Here is a 17556-nt window from a genome sequence, read left to right as displayed (position 1 = left end):
CTCCCCCCATCACCCCCTCCCCCACTCCTCTTAAACCTGGGGAATATTTAATGAAAATGGGAATTGGAAACAAAACTAATGCTTACTACGGTATCACTTCTACAGGCGCTCAATTTTGGAATTCTTTTCCTAGAGGAGTTGAAGGTGATGTACTTCCAAGACTAGAAAGGCGTTTAGAAGAACTCAAAGATATGGCTGATGACCCCAGAAAAATCGCTCAAGACTATATCGATTCGATAGATGCTAAATGTAAACACCAAATACAAACTCAAGCAGAATCGGAAGATTTGATTGATTTTGAAAGCTTTGACTTGGGTGATGTTGAGAATCTAATTGATGATATGTTTTTGTCAAATGATTGCGAGCAAAACTTGATATATCGCATTCTCAAAGCTGATTTGAAAGAACATTGTCAGTTATTAGAGCATCCCAAAATCATAGATAAACTTCAAGAACACTTAAAACAACAGTATATGGATTGCGCTACGGGAAGATTTATCAAATTTGATTCAGCTATGGCGCAAACTTGTCATGATTTAGAGAAGAACGAAGTTTGTTACCCCAAATTCCCAGATGGTGCTTCCTTAATTGTTTATCGCGGTCCTACTGCTAATTCCAACACTGTGGACGTTTATATCAATCGTCATTTACCCAATGAACCCCACGATGTTGGCACAATTAAAATGTCACCCCAAGGATTAAAGCATTCGCTATCCGATTGTGACGGAGATAGAATGGCGATCGCCTTATCATCCGACTTCCCCCACACAGCAGCAGAGATTAAACAAAAGCAACTCAAAGAAAACCGTTATGAAGAGATTATAAAACCAGAAAAGAAATCATATACAGGTTCTTTTGAGCAAATAGCATTAGATGCGATGGAAAATAAAATTGGTGTGGTTGCCAATTTATGTATGAAAGGGATTGCTCTTGAAAATGAGTGTATCTCAATTCCACCGAAGGAAGCCCAGAAATTCATTCAGGATATTTCCTGTGCTGCGGTAGAAATGTTAAAACGGCAAAATCAATATTCAGAAAATCTTAGAACGCAAATAGTTGAATTAGCACAGCTATGTCAACCAGAAAATCTTGATAAAACCTCTATTAGTAAATTTAATAAACTACCACAACATCATCAAATTTTACCTCTAATCCCCGAATCAAAAATTGAAAACCTGCTAGAAAAAATTGGTAAGTTTTATCATGATGTCGTAGGAACTTTAGGCGGACAGCTACAAATCGAAGTAGATAGAGGTAAAAGTGCCAACCGTTCCGACCCAAACATAGTTAATGCCTGCAATACTATTCTTAAAAGCTTCGATATTGCTCCGTGGGTTGAAGAAAGAAAATTGAGTGAAGTCTATACTAAAAAAACAATGAATATCAAAGGTCACGGTGCTATTGACAAAATGGCAACAATGACCAATCAAGCATTTACGGAAAATGCAATCGTACCGCGTTCAACTCAACAGTTTCAAACGTTTTTTAAAGGAGTTGAATTTACACCCGCACAGAAACAAAAGGCAGTCAATATTAAGAAAATATACGATTCATTGATTCGTCGCGCAATTCAAATTAGTAAAGAAGTTAAACAAGCACCGGGTTTAAAAATTGTTGCAACCAATCCTCAAGGTAGTCAAATAGAAATTGTTGGTTTAGCTCAGAAAAAACATCCGAATATTTTTGATAACCGCAAACTCAATATTACGCTAATAGAAAATAAAACTTCCTTTAATAAACCTGACAATAAATACATAGCGATAGCACCTGTATTTGATGAACGCGGAAAACCAAAGTTTAAAACGAACGGTCAGCAAGAGCGGAAACACCTGGGGTATATTTCAGAAGTTTCTTTAGAAAAATTCCAAGGTCGTATCAAGCCATTCACCGAATTCAATAATTTAACTAAAAAAATTGAACCGGGATTGACATCAAGTCAAGTTCGAGCAGCTTTCAAACAGGTAAAAGAATTCGGAACTGCAACTCGTGAAAGTATTCCCGACTCAGAAAAAGAAGCAATTGCAGCTGCAATGTGGCAAATATCAACAGCGAGTAAAGATGATGCACAATACGGCTTTAAGAAAACATCGGCTGCTTTCGCTGTATTTGGAGAAGAAGTAATTGGAAGACTAGAACAACTGCAATTTACCGAATTTGCAATTGTGGGAACCCATAAACCCTGTAACGAGTATTTAGGACGTAAATGGGTAGGAGAAAAAGTTGAATGTACTATCGAACAAGCCCCAGACCCTGCGAATCTAACACAAAATAAACGTTGGTTAGTAGCTGAAGATAAAAAATTAGGGGTATTTCGCAGCGAATCAGCACAGTTACCTATTGGTACTTCCTTCACAGCAGAAATCACATCTCCAGCGAGCGCATCGGTTATTGTTACGAGTAGCAAAGGTAATCAACTGAAGGTAGGACAGTTGAAAAAGTCTGAACCAGCAGGCAGAGAATGGAAACGGGAAGAACGGACAATAACAATTAAACTCTCAAACGTTGGAAAGGCAATTAAACCAATAGCTTTAATTGACGACAAACCTTTAGGTGAAATTGATAAAGAATCATTCAAATTATTAAGCGAGAAATTAAATGCAAGAGGTATTAAAGTCGAAGGGTTTAAGTTTGAAGGTAAACTAGAATCAGCACCCGCAACTATTGCTCATATAAAAGTTGATTCACAAACAGTTAGATATCCGTACATTTGGACTAAGGAAGAAGTTTTAATTAAAGACAAAAAAGTGAGTTTATTAGATGAATTAAAACCAATTCTCAATGAAATTTCTCAGGAGAAGAGTAATCAAGGCTTACTGCATGATGACGAAGCATCTTTAGGTGTGTTAGCAGTTAAAAATGAATATTTTGAATCTTTTTTACAAAAAAAGAATATAGACTCAGAAATTTTTAAACAGTTATCTGATGAAATTGATAAAAAATTTGGTGTCGAGAGCTTGATTGGTATTGCTAATAAAGACAATACTGAAGAACTTTACTTTTGTGTCACCGTACCTACAGAGGTTTCACAACAAAATACAGTAGCCAGAATCAACGATACTTTAAATCTTCCTCTTGAATACGACCAGTTGCAAGATGGACGAAGAACTAAGTTTATCGCAATTGAATTGAAGGAATTACAACAGTTGATTAATCAAACTGTAAGTCATACAAAACAGTCAACCACGCAACTAACTGAAGTTAAAGCGATTAATGAAAAAGTAAGCGATGTTAAAAATCACATCGAAAGAGATATCAGCGTAGCAGTTCCTGGGGATGCTCCTCTGAAGGTAAAACGCCAAGAATGGGAAAAACAGATGCTAAAACTTGCTTTTGCGCGTTTGAAAAATAATCCTGCAAATACTGGTGAGGAAATGCAAACAGCAACGTTTGGAGATGATAAATATCGAGTTATTCATCATACACCTTCAGAAATGCTGCGGATTGTTGATGAGGAAAATCATCGCGGGACTTTATATAAGGTGCAGAAGGGTAAACCCATACAAGTATGCAAGTTTACGGAGGATGAGAAGAGAAGCTTTGAGCATGATGTTATACAGCAGCAGAAAGGTTTACAGCAGGGATAAACTGAAATTTTTCTTATCTTTATAAATAGTAAAAATTAAAAAAACTGAGTATGACAGCGGTAGATAGATGAAAAAGTTAGTTACATAAACGCAGCTTATTCCTTTCTGCTGGGTGAGTAGCAAAATAATCCTGAAGCCATTGACATCCCCGTTCTAATAAATCATCTAAATCCAAATTCCATAAAATCACTTCGCCATCTTCAGTAGCAGAAGCAATAATCTTACCATCAGGGCTGAAAATAAGTTTTGTCACTGCTTTTTTATATCCTGTAATGGTTGTGATGGGAGTTCCGTCCCGTTTCCAAAGCTTGATAGTTGTGTCATCACTAGCAGAAGCAATAATTTTTCCGTCGGGGCTAAAACTGACGCTTGTAACAGAATCGCTATGTCCACTTAGGGTATGATTTTTCATGGGAGTTCCATTCCGTTTCCAAAGTTTAATCGTTTGATCTGTACTCCCAGAAGCAATAATTTCTCCATCAGGGCTGAAACTTATACTATTAACTTCTTTTCTATGCCCATTTAAGGTAGTAATTAAAGTTCCATCTATGTGCCAAAGTTTGATAGTTCTATCATAATTATCACCACCAGAGGCAATAGTTTTACCATCTGCACTAAAACTGATACTATTTACCCAATTTTTATGGCTGTCATTAGTAAGAGATGAAATTAAAGTAGGGGCATCCTGCTCCCAAATTTTAATAGTACCTTTGTCAGTGCCAAAAGCAATTATTTTACCGTCAGAACTAAAACTAATACTTGTTAATAAATCTTTATCTTTAGGGAGAAATTTAATTAGTTTTCCATCCCGCTTCCATTTAGTAATACCGTTCTCAGTGCTAGTTGCAATCATTTCGCTATCTGGGCTAATGCTGAGAATATTTCCTAAAGTTTTATATCCTTTAAAGGTATTAATTAAACTTCCATCCCATTTCCAAAGTTTTACAGCATCTTTACCAGCAGAAACTATTGTCTTACCATTAGGGCTAAAACGAATATCTGTTATCGAACCTTGATGTTTGGTTAATTTAATTACAGGAGACTCATTCAAGCGCCAAAGTTTAATTGTGCCATCCATGTCAACAGAGGCGATTTCTTTACTATTGGAGTTAAAGTTGACGCTAATGACTGAATCACTATGTCCAATAAAGCTATCAATTAAAGTACCATCTAATTGCCAAAGCTTGATAGTTTGGTCAAAACCTCCAGAAATAATCATGTTACTGTTAGGGCTAAAGCTAACGGTGCTTATTTCACTTCTATGTCCTTTAATAGTTTTAATTAAGGTGCCATTAAATTTCCAAAGATTAATAGTTCCATCTTGAGCAGCTGTAGCAATATTTTTTCCATCGGGGCTAAAAGTTATTTTTGTTATCAAACTTTGATGATCGGAAAGAGTTTTAATGAAAGTTCCATTGCGGCTCCTAAGTTCAATAATTCCTTCTTCACTACCAACGGCAATAAATTCTTTATTGGGACTGATTGCAGCAGTTGTAATTAAATTACCCTGCATTTGTACAGGTATATTTGTAACTAGAGTACCATCCAATTGCCAAAGTTTTATAGTTCCATCTTTGCTGGCAGAAACAATAGTATTATCAGAACTAAATGACACGCTAACTACCGATTTTTCGTGTCCAGAGAGAATTTTGATTAAAGCACCATCTCGTGTCCAGAGTTTAATAGTTCTGTCATCACTACCAGAAGCTATATATTGGTTATCGTGGCTAAAACTCAAACTTCTCACCTTACCTTTATGACTAGAAATAGTTTTGATAGAAGTCCCATCTTTATTCCAGAGTTTAAAAGTAACGTCATTATCACCAATAGTAAGGTCATTATTCACAAAAGCTATAAGCTGATTATCGGAACTAAAACTAGCACCCCTGTTTATTTTTTGTCCAATGTCAAATTGATTATATTCACGAATATTAGCGAGGATATTTAGTAAACCAGATAAGGGTGTAGTTGTTTGATATTCTCCCAAAGAAGAATCATTTGGTATAAGATATCTTAAATCTTGACCAGCTTGCATAGCTAAAAATAAAGATTCAAGTTGTTTAGTTTTGAATATTTGCTCGACATTGTATCCTTCCTGTGTAAGTCTTGTCGCTTCCTTAGCTGTATCTAGTCGATTTTGTCCTATAAGAACCAGAAAAGTTGCAACGATTCCTCCTATCCAAATAATATATTTCGCTTTCTGATTAGCTTTAGCTAATTGTTGCTTTGCCTCTTCATTGGTTTTGGTCAGTTTTTGGCTAGCTATTTCATTAGCATCAGCTAATTTATGATTAATTTCAGTCAATTTGTGATTAGCTTTAATTTGTAATTCTATAGTAATTTTTTGACTTTCTTGTAAAAATTCATAATCAGTATTACTAAGATTTTTACCAACTGCCCATGTTAAAGCTTCATCTAAGACTTTCTCTTGTAATAGCCATGACGATGATTTTTGGGAATTTAACCAGTTATTAATTACTTGACTATAAGGGCGAAGTTTGTCTAATTCTTTCTCAATCCAATCCCGGTTAAAAACCGCTTGATAAATGGGATTATATACTTTTAAATAAATATCTTTTTTGACTACCAAACCTGATAATCTTAATTCTGTTTGCTCGTGACTACTATCTACGACTACCCTCGCACCTGGTTGCAAAACTTGTTGGTATAATCCCAATAATCTACCAGATTTTTGTTCATTTCGTAGTAAGCGATCGCGTATGGTTCTTAAATGCTCTGGTTCGTCTTGGGCTTCCCAATTATTAATCAGATGTTTTTCAACTAATTCCCGAACAATTAAATTAGTATTTATTGTTTCCTGGGCAATTAAATTGCACAATTTTTGTGTAAGAAATGGCTGTCCAGCAGTCCAATATAAAACGTCTTTTAATACTATTTCTGGATGCTCTACTTTGTATGCTAAACCTGGAATTAATGCATCTTGCGCTTCAACAAAGTTAAATCCAGTTAGTTCTATAGAAGTACCAATATTAAATGGTGTACGTTCTCTCTCTTGAATTAAATCTCCTGGTGTCGCTACCCCCAACAAACAAAAAGTCAAACGTTCGTATTTAATAGATTCAGCACGTTGATTGTAACAAGCACGAATCAAAGCAAAAAAATCATCTTTAAATTCAGTTTTGAGTAAAGTATCGATTTCATCAATAAAAATAATTATATTCTCAGAAAATCTATTCAACACTAAGGACTCAAGGAGCAAATTTAATCGCTGCACATCTGTCCAAGAGTCATGCTGTAACCACCAACTATTAAAATCTATATCATCAATTTCCAAACTAGTTAATAATTGATTGGCAAAGCCCTTATACCATTTTTCTGGACTTGCATGACTACCAATGATTGTCAAATCAATTGAAGCACATTTGATTCCTATTGCTCTAAGCTTTTTGATTGCTTGGACTCGTAGACTAGATTTTCCCATCTGTCGCGAGTTAAATACAAAACAATACTCCCCAGTTTTTAACAGTTGAAAAATCTGTGTATCGGCTTTTCGAGACACGTAGGTACGATGATTTGCCTTTAAACTACCACCAACTTTATAATAATTGTCAAATTCCATAGCTTTTACATTAGCCCCATATTTAATCATTAAAGGCGATCGCAAAAATATTCGTGATACAAACGGCAGCGTGGTACAACAATATTATTGTTAATTGTAATTAGCCCCATGCTATCTAATTGATAGATTTGACGATTTTTTTGCTCTATCTTTAATGCCTGCTTAGTATTCAAGATTGCTTTAAATACACTTCCTAATTCTTGATTTTCTTGGAGAGTTTCTAAATGTCGGCGTAAATGTTCGGTATAAATGCCCGTATCTGTAGTTGCTTCTTTGATTAATTGCTCAATAGTTATATCCTGACGTACTAGATAGTAAAGTGCTAATCGCACTAAGTAAGGATGTCCTCCAACTAAAGACATAATGGGGAGAATATTTTTACTATCTAAACCATGTCGAATAGCTAAACTTTTTACCTGTTCCTGATTAAATTCTTCTAATTTAATCGGTAAACCTACGTTAAAAGGAGATTGATTAATATCTAAACGTCCATAATCTTCTGTTGAATGTGATACCAACAGCCGCAATTTTTCCCATGCTTCTGATTCATTGGCATTTTCATTCCAGTTACGCAACATGGGGAAGAAATTTTCATAAATTTCAGGATATTCAAATAATCTATCTACTTCATCTAAAACCAAAACTAAAACACCATCTAATTTTTTGAGTAGCTTCTGGAAGGTTAGAGTGCAATTGACCATACTAGGAGTGTCTATATCCCAAGCTTGTAGTGGAGGTGCGGAAGATATTTGATTAATTACGTAAGCATAAAAGCAGCGTAAAAAATCATTAGCATTAGTAAATTTATTTTTTTCTATTAAACTGAAATTTAAGTAAACTGTATTATAGCTATTCTTTTTAGCTTCATCTCTAATTCTTTTTAAAAGTGAAGTTTTACCCATCTGTTTGGGGGCTTTAATCCGAATGAGCGCACCTGGTTCTTTGATAGCACTATAACAACGATATTCAATGGGAAAACGTTCTTGATAAAAGGCAGAATTAACTGGTTCTGAACCTTCTGGAAATCTAATATTATGAATAATATGTCCGCATTTTTCTAAGGCTTTAAGACTAACTAACTCTGGCTTATGTTTGGCAAATATCTCAATCAAATTACAACGATAATCTGGTTCTATTTCTGGAGGAAAGCCAAATTTAGTAGATATATTTCTAATCTGATGGCTAGCAGTAGAACGATGGGTAGCGCCCAGTTCTCTCGCGATGTGTTCATCTGTCTGTCCCTCTAAAAATAATGGCAATACCTTCTTCTGTTTCGGAGTTAATTCATATTGATAGATATGTTCAAAAGCTTCTTTGTTCATAAGTCTGTTGACGAATAATTTACTTTTTTTCACTTAAGCTATTGCTAGAATGATTAGAATATGAGCATTTTGGAGTAAAAATGTGATTAACTGCATTTTTCTCTTAATAAAAAAATATATCATATTGACTCGCTTTGTTGTGAATGATACTATACTTTTAATTTTGCTCCAAAATTATCGGATAAATTTAATAATTGTAGTTTTTAGAGTACATGATTCTATATTATGCACAAAATTTTTATTGGGTTGGTGATAATTCTTAATTTTTGGAATTAACAAAATTTGCTGAAATTATTAGAATATAAATACATGCATTTAATGATTTATTTGGCAACTGACTAGTGAGTATTAGTTTAGCAATATTCAAATAGATATGAACAATGTTGAAGAAAACTTCACCAACATAGACATTGAATTTAGATTGATGAAATTATTCTCAAATCCTCAAATATATATAAGTCAGGTTTTAATATGATTATTAACAAAGCAAGGAGAAAAAATATGAACTTCAAATCAATTGGTTTGTTATTAACTGGCTGCGTCCTAACTGCTACTTGCATTACTTCTATGATTAGTCAAGCAAAAGCTGATGACGAAGTTCGCTTCATCTGTGCTTCGGGTTATGACCAAAAAGTTGATAAACGCTTTCCTACAACTTACGGTTGGACATCACGGGGGAAAATAGCAGTTATTCGTTGGAAGTACTCTTGGTTTAACAGTCAAACTATTACTCCGGAAAATCGTTGCGGACAAGTATCGTCACGATTCCAGACTGCTTATAGCAATCAAAGCTTGTCTTACATTACTAATGCTACAGTCAATGGTCAATCGGTAATTTGTACAGCTAAAAAGGTAGATGCTCCTTGCGATACGATATTGCTAACTTTACGACCTCAAGATGATTCTTTGCAGATTCTTGATGACCTCAAAGAAATCCTGAGAGGGCGTAGTACTAAACCAATAGAGCATAGTTCTAAGAAACCTCAAGTCTACTACAAAATTGATATTAAGAAGTTTTTGCAAACAGCCCCTGTAGAAAAATAATAATATCAATTCTTGTTGATATCACGCTCAGTAAATATCCTCGTAGTAAAAGTTTAGATATATACCAATATTTATCTTTGATTGAGAAACACTATAGTTCTTACTACGAGATTTTTTTATCTATCGGTTCACTCAACGTTATTTTAATGAATTAAAAAAATGAAGCGCTTTAATATTGTTACTCTCGCTGGCTTAAGTAGTCTCCTCATTGTCTCTAGCTCCTATGCTGAAATATCTCAGCAAGCACCTAATAAAACTACTCTTATACTTGCAAGTAATATCCTATCTCCAGAAAAAATTAGTCAACTAGCTCAAGCTGTCACCGTTAAAGTATTTAGTTCTAATAAAGGTGGAAGTGGAGTATTAATTAGCAAACAAGGGCAAACTTACACCATTCTAACCAACGCCCATGTTATCAGTACCAAAGGAACTCATAGTATCCAAACACCTGATGGTAAAACCCATAAGGCTACAGTTATTAGTAGTGGTAATTCTTTATCAGGTAATGATTTAGCTGTTTTGCAGTTTCAAACTCAAGAGAATTACCAAATTGTTGCCTTAGCAACCAACTCGAATTTATCAGAAAATCAAGAAGTATTGGCTGCTGGTTTTCCTGATGATAGCAAAGAGTTAGTCATCACCAATGGCAAAATATCTCTGATATCTCCTCAACCATTAATCGGTGGATATCAAATCGGGTATACCAATGAAATTCGACAGGGAATGAGTGGAGGGACACTATTAAATCAAGAAGGTAAGTTAATCGGGATAAATGGTTTACATAACAATGCGATTTTAAACGATACTTACACCTATGAAGATGGAACTGTTCCTAATGCAGAAGAAATTCAGAGATTGAAAAAATATAGTTTTGCTGTTCCCATTCAAACTTTAGCGAAAGTAGCTCCTAATTTAGCAATTATTCCCCCAGAATGGCGGAATCAGCAGCAAGCTGTAAAACCGCCAGTAGGTAATACATTAGCGGATAAAGTTAATAATATCGCTCAAAAGATTACTGTCAGGATTGATTCCAAAAATAGTGGTAATGGTTCTGGTGTAATAGTTGCTCAACAGGGGCAAACTTATTATGTCGCTACGGCTCGTCATGTGGTAGAAAATCTAGACTCTTATGAAATTATTACCCCAGATGGTGAGCGATATGCAGTGAAATCTGAAAATATAATTAAGTCAAAGGAAACACACGCTGCACTGATAAAATTTGCTAGTAATGAGCGCTATGATATAGCAACTATTTCTATATATAATCGCTCTACTTTTGATTACATAAACCAAAAACCAAAACCATTTTTAGTATTCTTATCTGGCTTTCCCAAAGAGAGCAAAAATCTGCAATTAAATCCAGGCTATCTTCAGATAAGAGAAGACTTATTTGGACGTACAGATGACCGTAGTGTTTTGAAGAGTTTCCTTAATAAAGGATATAAACTTAATCTGAGCTACTCCAATTTATCACTACATGGAACGAGTGGAGGACCATTGCTAGATGCGATGGGACAAGTGATTGGGATTAATGGAGGTACTGAAAATTCACCAATAAGTCAGTCTCAAATAAGTTTTGGGTATGGTACACCCAGTAGTAGCATTGTGGGTTTAGCTACAGAAGTAGGAATAAAGAAAGAATTAGTTGTCAGTACTGATACACCAAATATCAAAGATTCAGAAATTAATTCACTGTGGGAGCATCCATTATTTGCTATTAAAAATCCGTCAGCAAATGCAAATGTAGATGAGTTATTCCAATATGCTAATCAACTATGGCGAGTCAGAAAGTTTTCAGAAACAGTAGATGTTTTAGAACAAATACTAAAACTTGATAAAGACTCTTATCAAGCCCATTACGTACTTGGTTTAATATTGTCTAACGAAGATGACAGACAATATGAAAAAGCACTAGATGCTTTTGATAAAGTAATTAGTATTAACCCCTATCACTTTCAAAGTTGGAAGTCTAAAAGTGCTGTATTACATAATTTAAAAAGATATACAGAGGCTCTATTAGCAGCTGACCAGGCTATTAATGAGAATAATGAAGACATGAGTCTTTATGTATTGCGATCATCGATATTACTTCAATTAAAAAGATATCCAGAGGCACTGGAAGCAATTAACCAGGCCATTAATATTGAAGGTCTTGATTTCAATTACTTCATCCGAACCTATATCCGCTATTTATCGAAAGATTATGCAGCAGCATTAGCAGATTCTAATCAATTTATTACACTTCAACCTGATAATGCTAGTGCTTACATTGTACGAGGTCAGATTCATATTAAGTTGAAAGATAATAAAGCAGCCTTAGCAGATTTTAATCAAGCAATTAAGCTTCGACCTAATAATGTTGATGCTTACACTTCGCGAGGTCATTTATACATGAATATTAAAGATAACAAAGCGGCGTTAGCAGATTATAATCAAGCGATTAAACTTCAACCTGATAATGCTGATGCTTACACTTCGCGAGGTGAATTATACAAGCGGTTGAAAGATAATAAAGCAGCACTAGCAGATTATAATCACGCGATTAAACTTCAACCTGATAATGCACTTCTATACTTTTTGCGGGGTACTTATTACGATGCTGTCAAAGATAATAAAGCAGCATTAGCAGATTTTAGTCAAGCGATTAGGCTTAAACCAAATAATTTTGCTGATGCTTATTACTGGCGAGGTAATATCTACAAAAATTTGAAAGATGAGAAAGCAGCACTGACAGATTATAATCAAGCAATTAAACTTGAACCTGATAATGCTTTTGCTTACCACTGGCGGGGTAAATTCCACCACGATTTCAAAAATTATCAAGCAGCGCTAGAAGATTTCAACCAAACGATTAAATATGACTCTGATAACACCTCTAGCTACATTTTCCGTGGTACTGTCCATAGGGAGTTGAAAGATGAGAAAGCAGCCCTAGCGGATTATAATCAAGCAATTAAACTTGCACCTGATAATGCCAATGCCCATAGGCTGCGGGGCGATATTCTCTATCGACAGAATAAGTATCAAGAAGCGTTGGCAGATTTGGATCGCGCAGTTAAACTTGCACCTGATAATGCCGAAAACTATATTTTACGGGGTATTGTCCGCAAAGAGTTGAATAAGTATCAAGAAGCACGAGAAGATTATAATCAAGCAATCAAACTTCAACCTAATAATGGTAATGCTTACTACTGGCGGGGTGAAATTCTCTATCTGTTGAACAAATATCAAGAAGCGCTAGCAGATTCTAATCAAGCGTTAAAAATCCTGCCACCTAACGATATCAGACCCCTCATTTTGCGAGGTAATGTCCGTGTTAAGTTGAATAAATATCAAGAAGCACTAGCAGATTACAATCAAGCGATTAAAATTCAACCCGATGATAGCGACTCCTACTACTGGCGGGGTAATGTCCTTGTTAAGTTAAAAAAAGAACAAGATGCGTTAACAGATTACAAAAAAGCTATTGATCTTCAACCTAATGATGTCAGCAACTACATACGGAGGGCTACTGTTCTCTATGGGTTGAATAAGTATCAAGAAGCACTAGAAGATTATAACCAAGTGATTAAACTTCAACCCAATAGCGATAACTACGTTTCACGGGGTATTGCCCATAAAGAGTTAAAAGATTATCAAGCAGCGCTGGCAGATTTTAATCAAGCTATTAAGCTTCAACAAAATAATGCTAATGCTTACTATTGGCGGGGTAATGCCTACTATTGGTTGAGAGATTATCAAGCAGCGCTAGCAGATTACAACCAAGCAATTAAACTTCAACCCAATGATGCTAATTCTTACTACTCTCGGAGTGTTGTGCGCTATTTCTTGATAGATTATCAAGCTGCATTAACAGATTTGGATCGAGCAATTAAACTTCAACACAATGATTTTAGCAACTACTACTGGCGGGGTTTTGTCCGCAAAGAGTTAAAAGATTATCAAGCAGCACTAGCAGATTGCAATCAAGCGATTAAACTTCAACCAAATGATGCCTTGGGCTACTACTGTCGGGGTGTTGTCTACCAAAAGCAAGGAGACGATAAAGCTGCATTATCTGAATATGCTCAGGCACTTGCCAAAGACAAAAAATTTGCCGCAGCTAACGCAAAAATTGGCTACATCAAATATGAAAGGGGAGATGTTGCAGGGGCTATTCAAGAATGGCAAAAAGCTATTCAAATTGATAGTGATTTAACAGGACCACAATTAGCACTTGCAGTAGTTTTACATAGCAGAGGCGAGCAACAAAAAGCTCTAAGTATGGCGCAAGCTACCTTGGGTGTGGATAAATATTTAGCTGATGTTGAGGTTCTCAAACAAACTCTCTGGGGTACAAAACTAATTGCAGAGGGAGAAAAGCTCCTCGCTCATCCTAACATCCAAGTATTGCGAGTCAAGAAGTAGGTTAACTGTTGTTGCGAGGATAATTAAGGTGTCTCAAGTAGCAATCTCTTCTTACTAATACCAGGCTGCTACTGTTACGTGAGTAAATATGCTAGTAGTAGGCAATTAAGCGCTATAAAAATTTAGATATATACCACAACTTGTCTTTTATTAAAAAGCAATTTTCTGCTTACTACAAGCCTATTTTATCTATGAGTTAACTCAATATTACTTTAATCAATTGAAAAATGAAGCGTTTTAATATTGTTGCTCTCGCTGGCTTAAGTAGTCTTCTAATACTCCCTAGCTCATACGCTGAGATACCTCAAAAAATAGCTAATCAAACCAATCCTATACTTGCAAGTAATACCCTATCTCCAGAAAAAATTCGTCAATTAGCTCAAGCTGTCACCGTTAAAGTATTGAGTAATAATAAAGGTGGAAGTGGAGTATTAATTAGTAAACAAGGGCAAACTTACACCATTCTAACCAACGCCCATGTTATCAGTACCAAAGGGACTCATAGTATCCAAACACCTGATGGTAAAACCCATAAGGCTACAGTTATTAGTAGCGGGAATTCTTTATCAGGTAATGATTTAGCTGTTTTGCAGTTTCAAGCTCAAGACAACTACCAAATTGTTACCTTAGCAACCAATTCTAATTTATCAGAAAATCAAGAAGTTTTAGCTGCTGGTTTTCCCGATCATAGTAAAGAATTGGTCATTACCAATGGCAAAATATCTCTGCTATCTCCTCAACCATTAATCGGTGGATATCAAATTGGTTATACCAATGAAATTCGACAAGGAATGAGTGGAGGAACACTATTAAATCAAGAAGGTAAATTAATCGGGATAAATGGTTTAAATAATAATGCGATTTTAAACGATACTTACACCTATGAAGATGGGACGGTTCCTAATGCAGAAGAAATTCAGCGATTGAAAAAATTTAGTTTTGCTGTTCCCATCCAAACTTTAGCGAAAGTCGCTCCTAACTTAGCAATTATTCCCCCTGAATGGCGGAATCAGCAGCAAGCGGAAAACCCGCCAGTAGGTAATACGTTAGCGGATAAAATTAATAATATAGCTCAAAAGATTACTGTCAAGATTGACTCGAGAAATAATGGTAATGGTTCTGGTGTAATAATTGCTCGACAAGGGCAAACTTATTATGTGGCTACGGCTCGTCATGTAGTAAAAAATCCAGATTCTTATGAAATTATTACCCCAGATGGTAAGCGATATGCAGTACAACCAGAAAATATAATTAAGTCAGACTTAACACACGCAGTACTGATAAAGTTTACTAGCAATGAAATGTATTCAGTTGCAACTATTTCTACATATAACCAATCGGCTTTAGATTACATTAACCAAAAACCAAAAACATTTTGGGTATTTTTATCTGGTTTTCCCGAAAAGAGTGTAAAGCCGCAATTAACTTCAGGGTATCTTCAAGAAAGAGAACAGTTATTTACAAATACAGACAACAGTGAGTTGTTGAAAAATTTCCTTAATGATGGTTATAGATTAAATCTGAGTTACTCCAATTTATCCCTACCTGGAACGAGTGGAGGACCATTGCTAGATGCGATGGGACAAGTGATTGGGATTAATGGAGGTTCTGATAAGGAAGAAATAGAAAAGACCAACATAGGTTTTGGGTATGGTACACCCAGTAGTAGCATTTTGGGTTTAGCCACACAAGCAGGAATAAAGTTAGTCGTCAGTTCTGAGACACCAAGCATCAAAGATTCAGAAATTAATTCACTGTGGAAGCATCCATTATTTGCTGTTAAAAGTCCACCAGCCAATGCAAATGAGGATGAGTTATTTAAATATGCCAATGAGCTATGGCGAATAAAAAAATATTCGGAAACAATGGTTGTTTTAGAACAAATACTGAAGGTAAACAAAAACTCTTATAAAGCTCATTACGTAAGTGGTTTAGTATTATCGAATAAAGAAGATAAATATGAAAAATCTCTAGATGCTTTTGAGAAAGCAATTGCTATTAAGCCATATAGCTCTGAAGCTTGGAAATTGAAAACTGATGTATTATTAAATAAGTTAAAAAAATACCCATTAGCTCTAGCAGCAGTTGACAAGGCTATTGAGTACGATACAGGTGAAGACTTTAGTCTTTATTTGTATCGTTCGGCGATATTACTTCAATTACAAAGATATCCAGAGGCACTAACAGCAATTAACCAGGCGATTAATAAGATTCATGAGCTTGAGTTAAACTACTTCATACGGGCTAATCTCTACGTTATTTTGAGAAGTTATGAAAAAGCACTAGCAGATTTGAATCAAGCAATTAAACTTCAACCCAATGATGCCAACAACTACGTTTTGCGGGGTATTGTCCGCAAAGAGTTGAATAAGTATAAAGAAGCACTACAAGATTACAATCTAGCAATCAAACTTCAACCTAATAATGGTAATGCTTACTACTGGCGGGGTGATATTTTCTATGTATTGAACAAGTATCAAGAAGCATTTAAAGATGCTAATACAGCCCTAAAAATATTGCCATCTAATGATATTAGACCCCTCATTTTGCGAGGCAATATTAGTATTAAATTGAACGATTATCAAGCTGCATTAGCAGATTATAATCAAGTAATTAAACTTGACCCTAATAATGGCAATGCTTACTACTGGCGGGCTGAAGTTCTCCATCTATTGAACAATTACCAAGAAGCACTAGCAGATTCTAATCAAGCACTAAAACTATTGTCACAAAATGATACTAGGCCTCTGATTTTACGGGGTATTATCCATAAAAATTTGAAAAATTATCAAGCAGCACTCGCTGATTTCAATAATGCACTAAAAACTTTGCCACCTGATGATAGCAGACCCTATTATTGGCGGGGTAATGTCTACTATTGGTTAAGAGATTATCAAGCAGCGCTAGCAGATTATAATCAAGCAATTAAGCTTCAAGCTGATGATGCCAATGCTTACTATTGGCGGGGTGTTGTGCGTTATTTCTTAATAGATTATCAAGCTGCACTAACAGATTTGAATCAAGCAATTAAACTTCAACCCAATAATTTTCGCAACTACTACTGGCGGGGTTTTATCCGTAATGGCTTAAAAGATTATCAATCAGCATTAGCAGATTGTAATCAAACAATTAAACTTCAACCTAACGATGCTGCGGGCTACTACTGTCGGGGTGTTGTTTACCAAAAACAAGGAAATGATAACGCCGCATTATCTGAATATGCTCAGGCGCTTGCCAAAGATAAAAAATTTGGCGCAGCTAACGCAAAAATTGGCTACATCAAATATGAAAGGGGAGATGTTGCAGGGGCTATTCAAGAATGGCAAAAAGCTATTCAAATTGATAGTGATTTAACAGGACCACAATTAGCACTTGCAGTAGTTTTACATAGCAGAGGCGAGCAACAAAAAGCTCTAAGTATGGCGCAAGCTACCTTGGGTGTGGATAAATATTTAGCTGATGTTGAGGTTCTCAAACAAACTCTCTGGGGTACAAAACTAATTGCAGAGGGAGAAAAGCTCCTCGCTCATCCTAACATCCAAGTATTGCGAGTCAAAAAGTAAGTTGTTGTTGAAAAAAACTTCACCAAAATCAATCCTAGTCTCACCTGAGAGAATTT

The 17556-nt window shown here is 35.5% G+C and carries 6 protein-coding genes; 4 read left to right on the top strand and 2 right to left on the bottom strand.

Annotated features, from left to right (window positions below):
• Positions 1-50 precede the first annotated feature (50 nt).
• Entirely contained in the window at positions 51-3584 is a 3534-nt protein-coding gene (locus IQ247_RS32700; protein WP_228059901.1) for a hypothetical protein, read from the top strand.
• A gap of 76 nt (positions 3585-3660) precedes the next feature.
• Here IQ247_RS32700 and IQ247_RS20305 read toward each other — a convergent pair whose 3' ends face one another.
• Positions 3661-7164, bottom strand: coding sequence for a WD40 domain-containing protein (locus IQ247_RS20305; protein ID WP_193922926.1), 3504 nt, complete (start codon positions 7162-7164; stop codon positions 3661-3663).
• Between the two features lie 29 nt (positions 7165-7193).
• Entirely contained in the window at positions 7194-8486 is a 1293-nt protein-coding gene (locus IQ247_RS20300; RefSeq protein WP_193922925.1) for an AAA-like domain-containing protein, read from the bottom strand.
• A gap of 501 nt (positions 8487-8987) precedes the next feature.
• Between IQ247_RS20300 and IQ247_RS20295 the strand changes: the two genes are divergently transcribed.
• From IQ247_RS20295 to IQ247_RS20285, 3 genes are all read left to right on the top strand, one after another.
• Complete coding sequence (locus IQ247_RS20295) at positions 8988-9530, top strand: COP23 domain-containing protein (RefSeq protein WP_193922924.1); 543 nt, start codon at positions 8988-8990, stop codon at positions 9528-9530.
• Positions 9531-9689: 159 nt separating this feature from the next.
• Positions 9690-13937 (top strand): tetratricopeptide repeat protein, encoded by a 4248-nt coding sequence (locus IQ247_RS20290; RefSeq protein ID WP_193922923.1) that lies wholly within the window; start codon positions 9690-9692, stop codon positions 13935-13937.
• A 227-nt stretch (positions 13938-14164) separates the two neighbouring features.
• On the top strand, positions 14165-17500 hold the full coding sequence (locus IQ247_RS20285) for a serine protease (RefSeq protein ID WP_193922922.1): 3336 nt from the start codon (positions 14165-14167) through the stop codon (positions 17498-17500).
• The last annotated feature ends 56 nt before the right edge of the window (positions 17501-17556 follow it).

This window comes from Plectonema cf. radiosum LEGE 06105, from assembly GCF_015207665.1.
In the GTDB taxonomy this organism is placed as follows: Bacteria; Cyanobacteriota; Cyanobacteriia; order Cyanobacteriales; family Nostocaceae; genus Rivularia; species Rivularia radiosa_A.
Note: the sequence above shows the minus strand (reverse complement) of the source record. Positions and strands in the feature narration are given on the sequence as shown.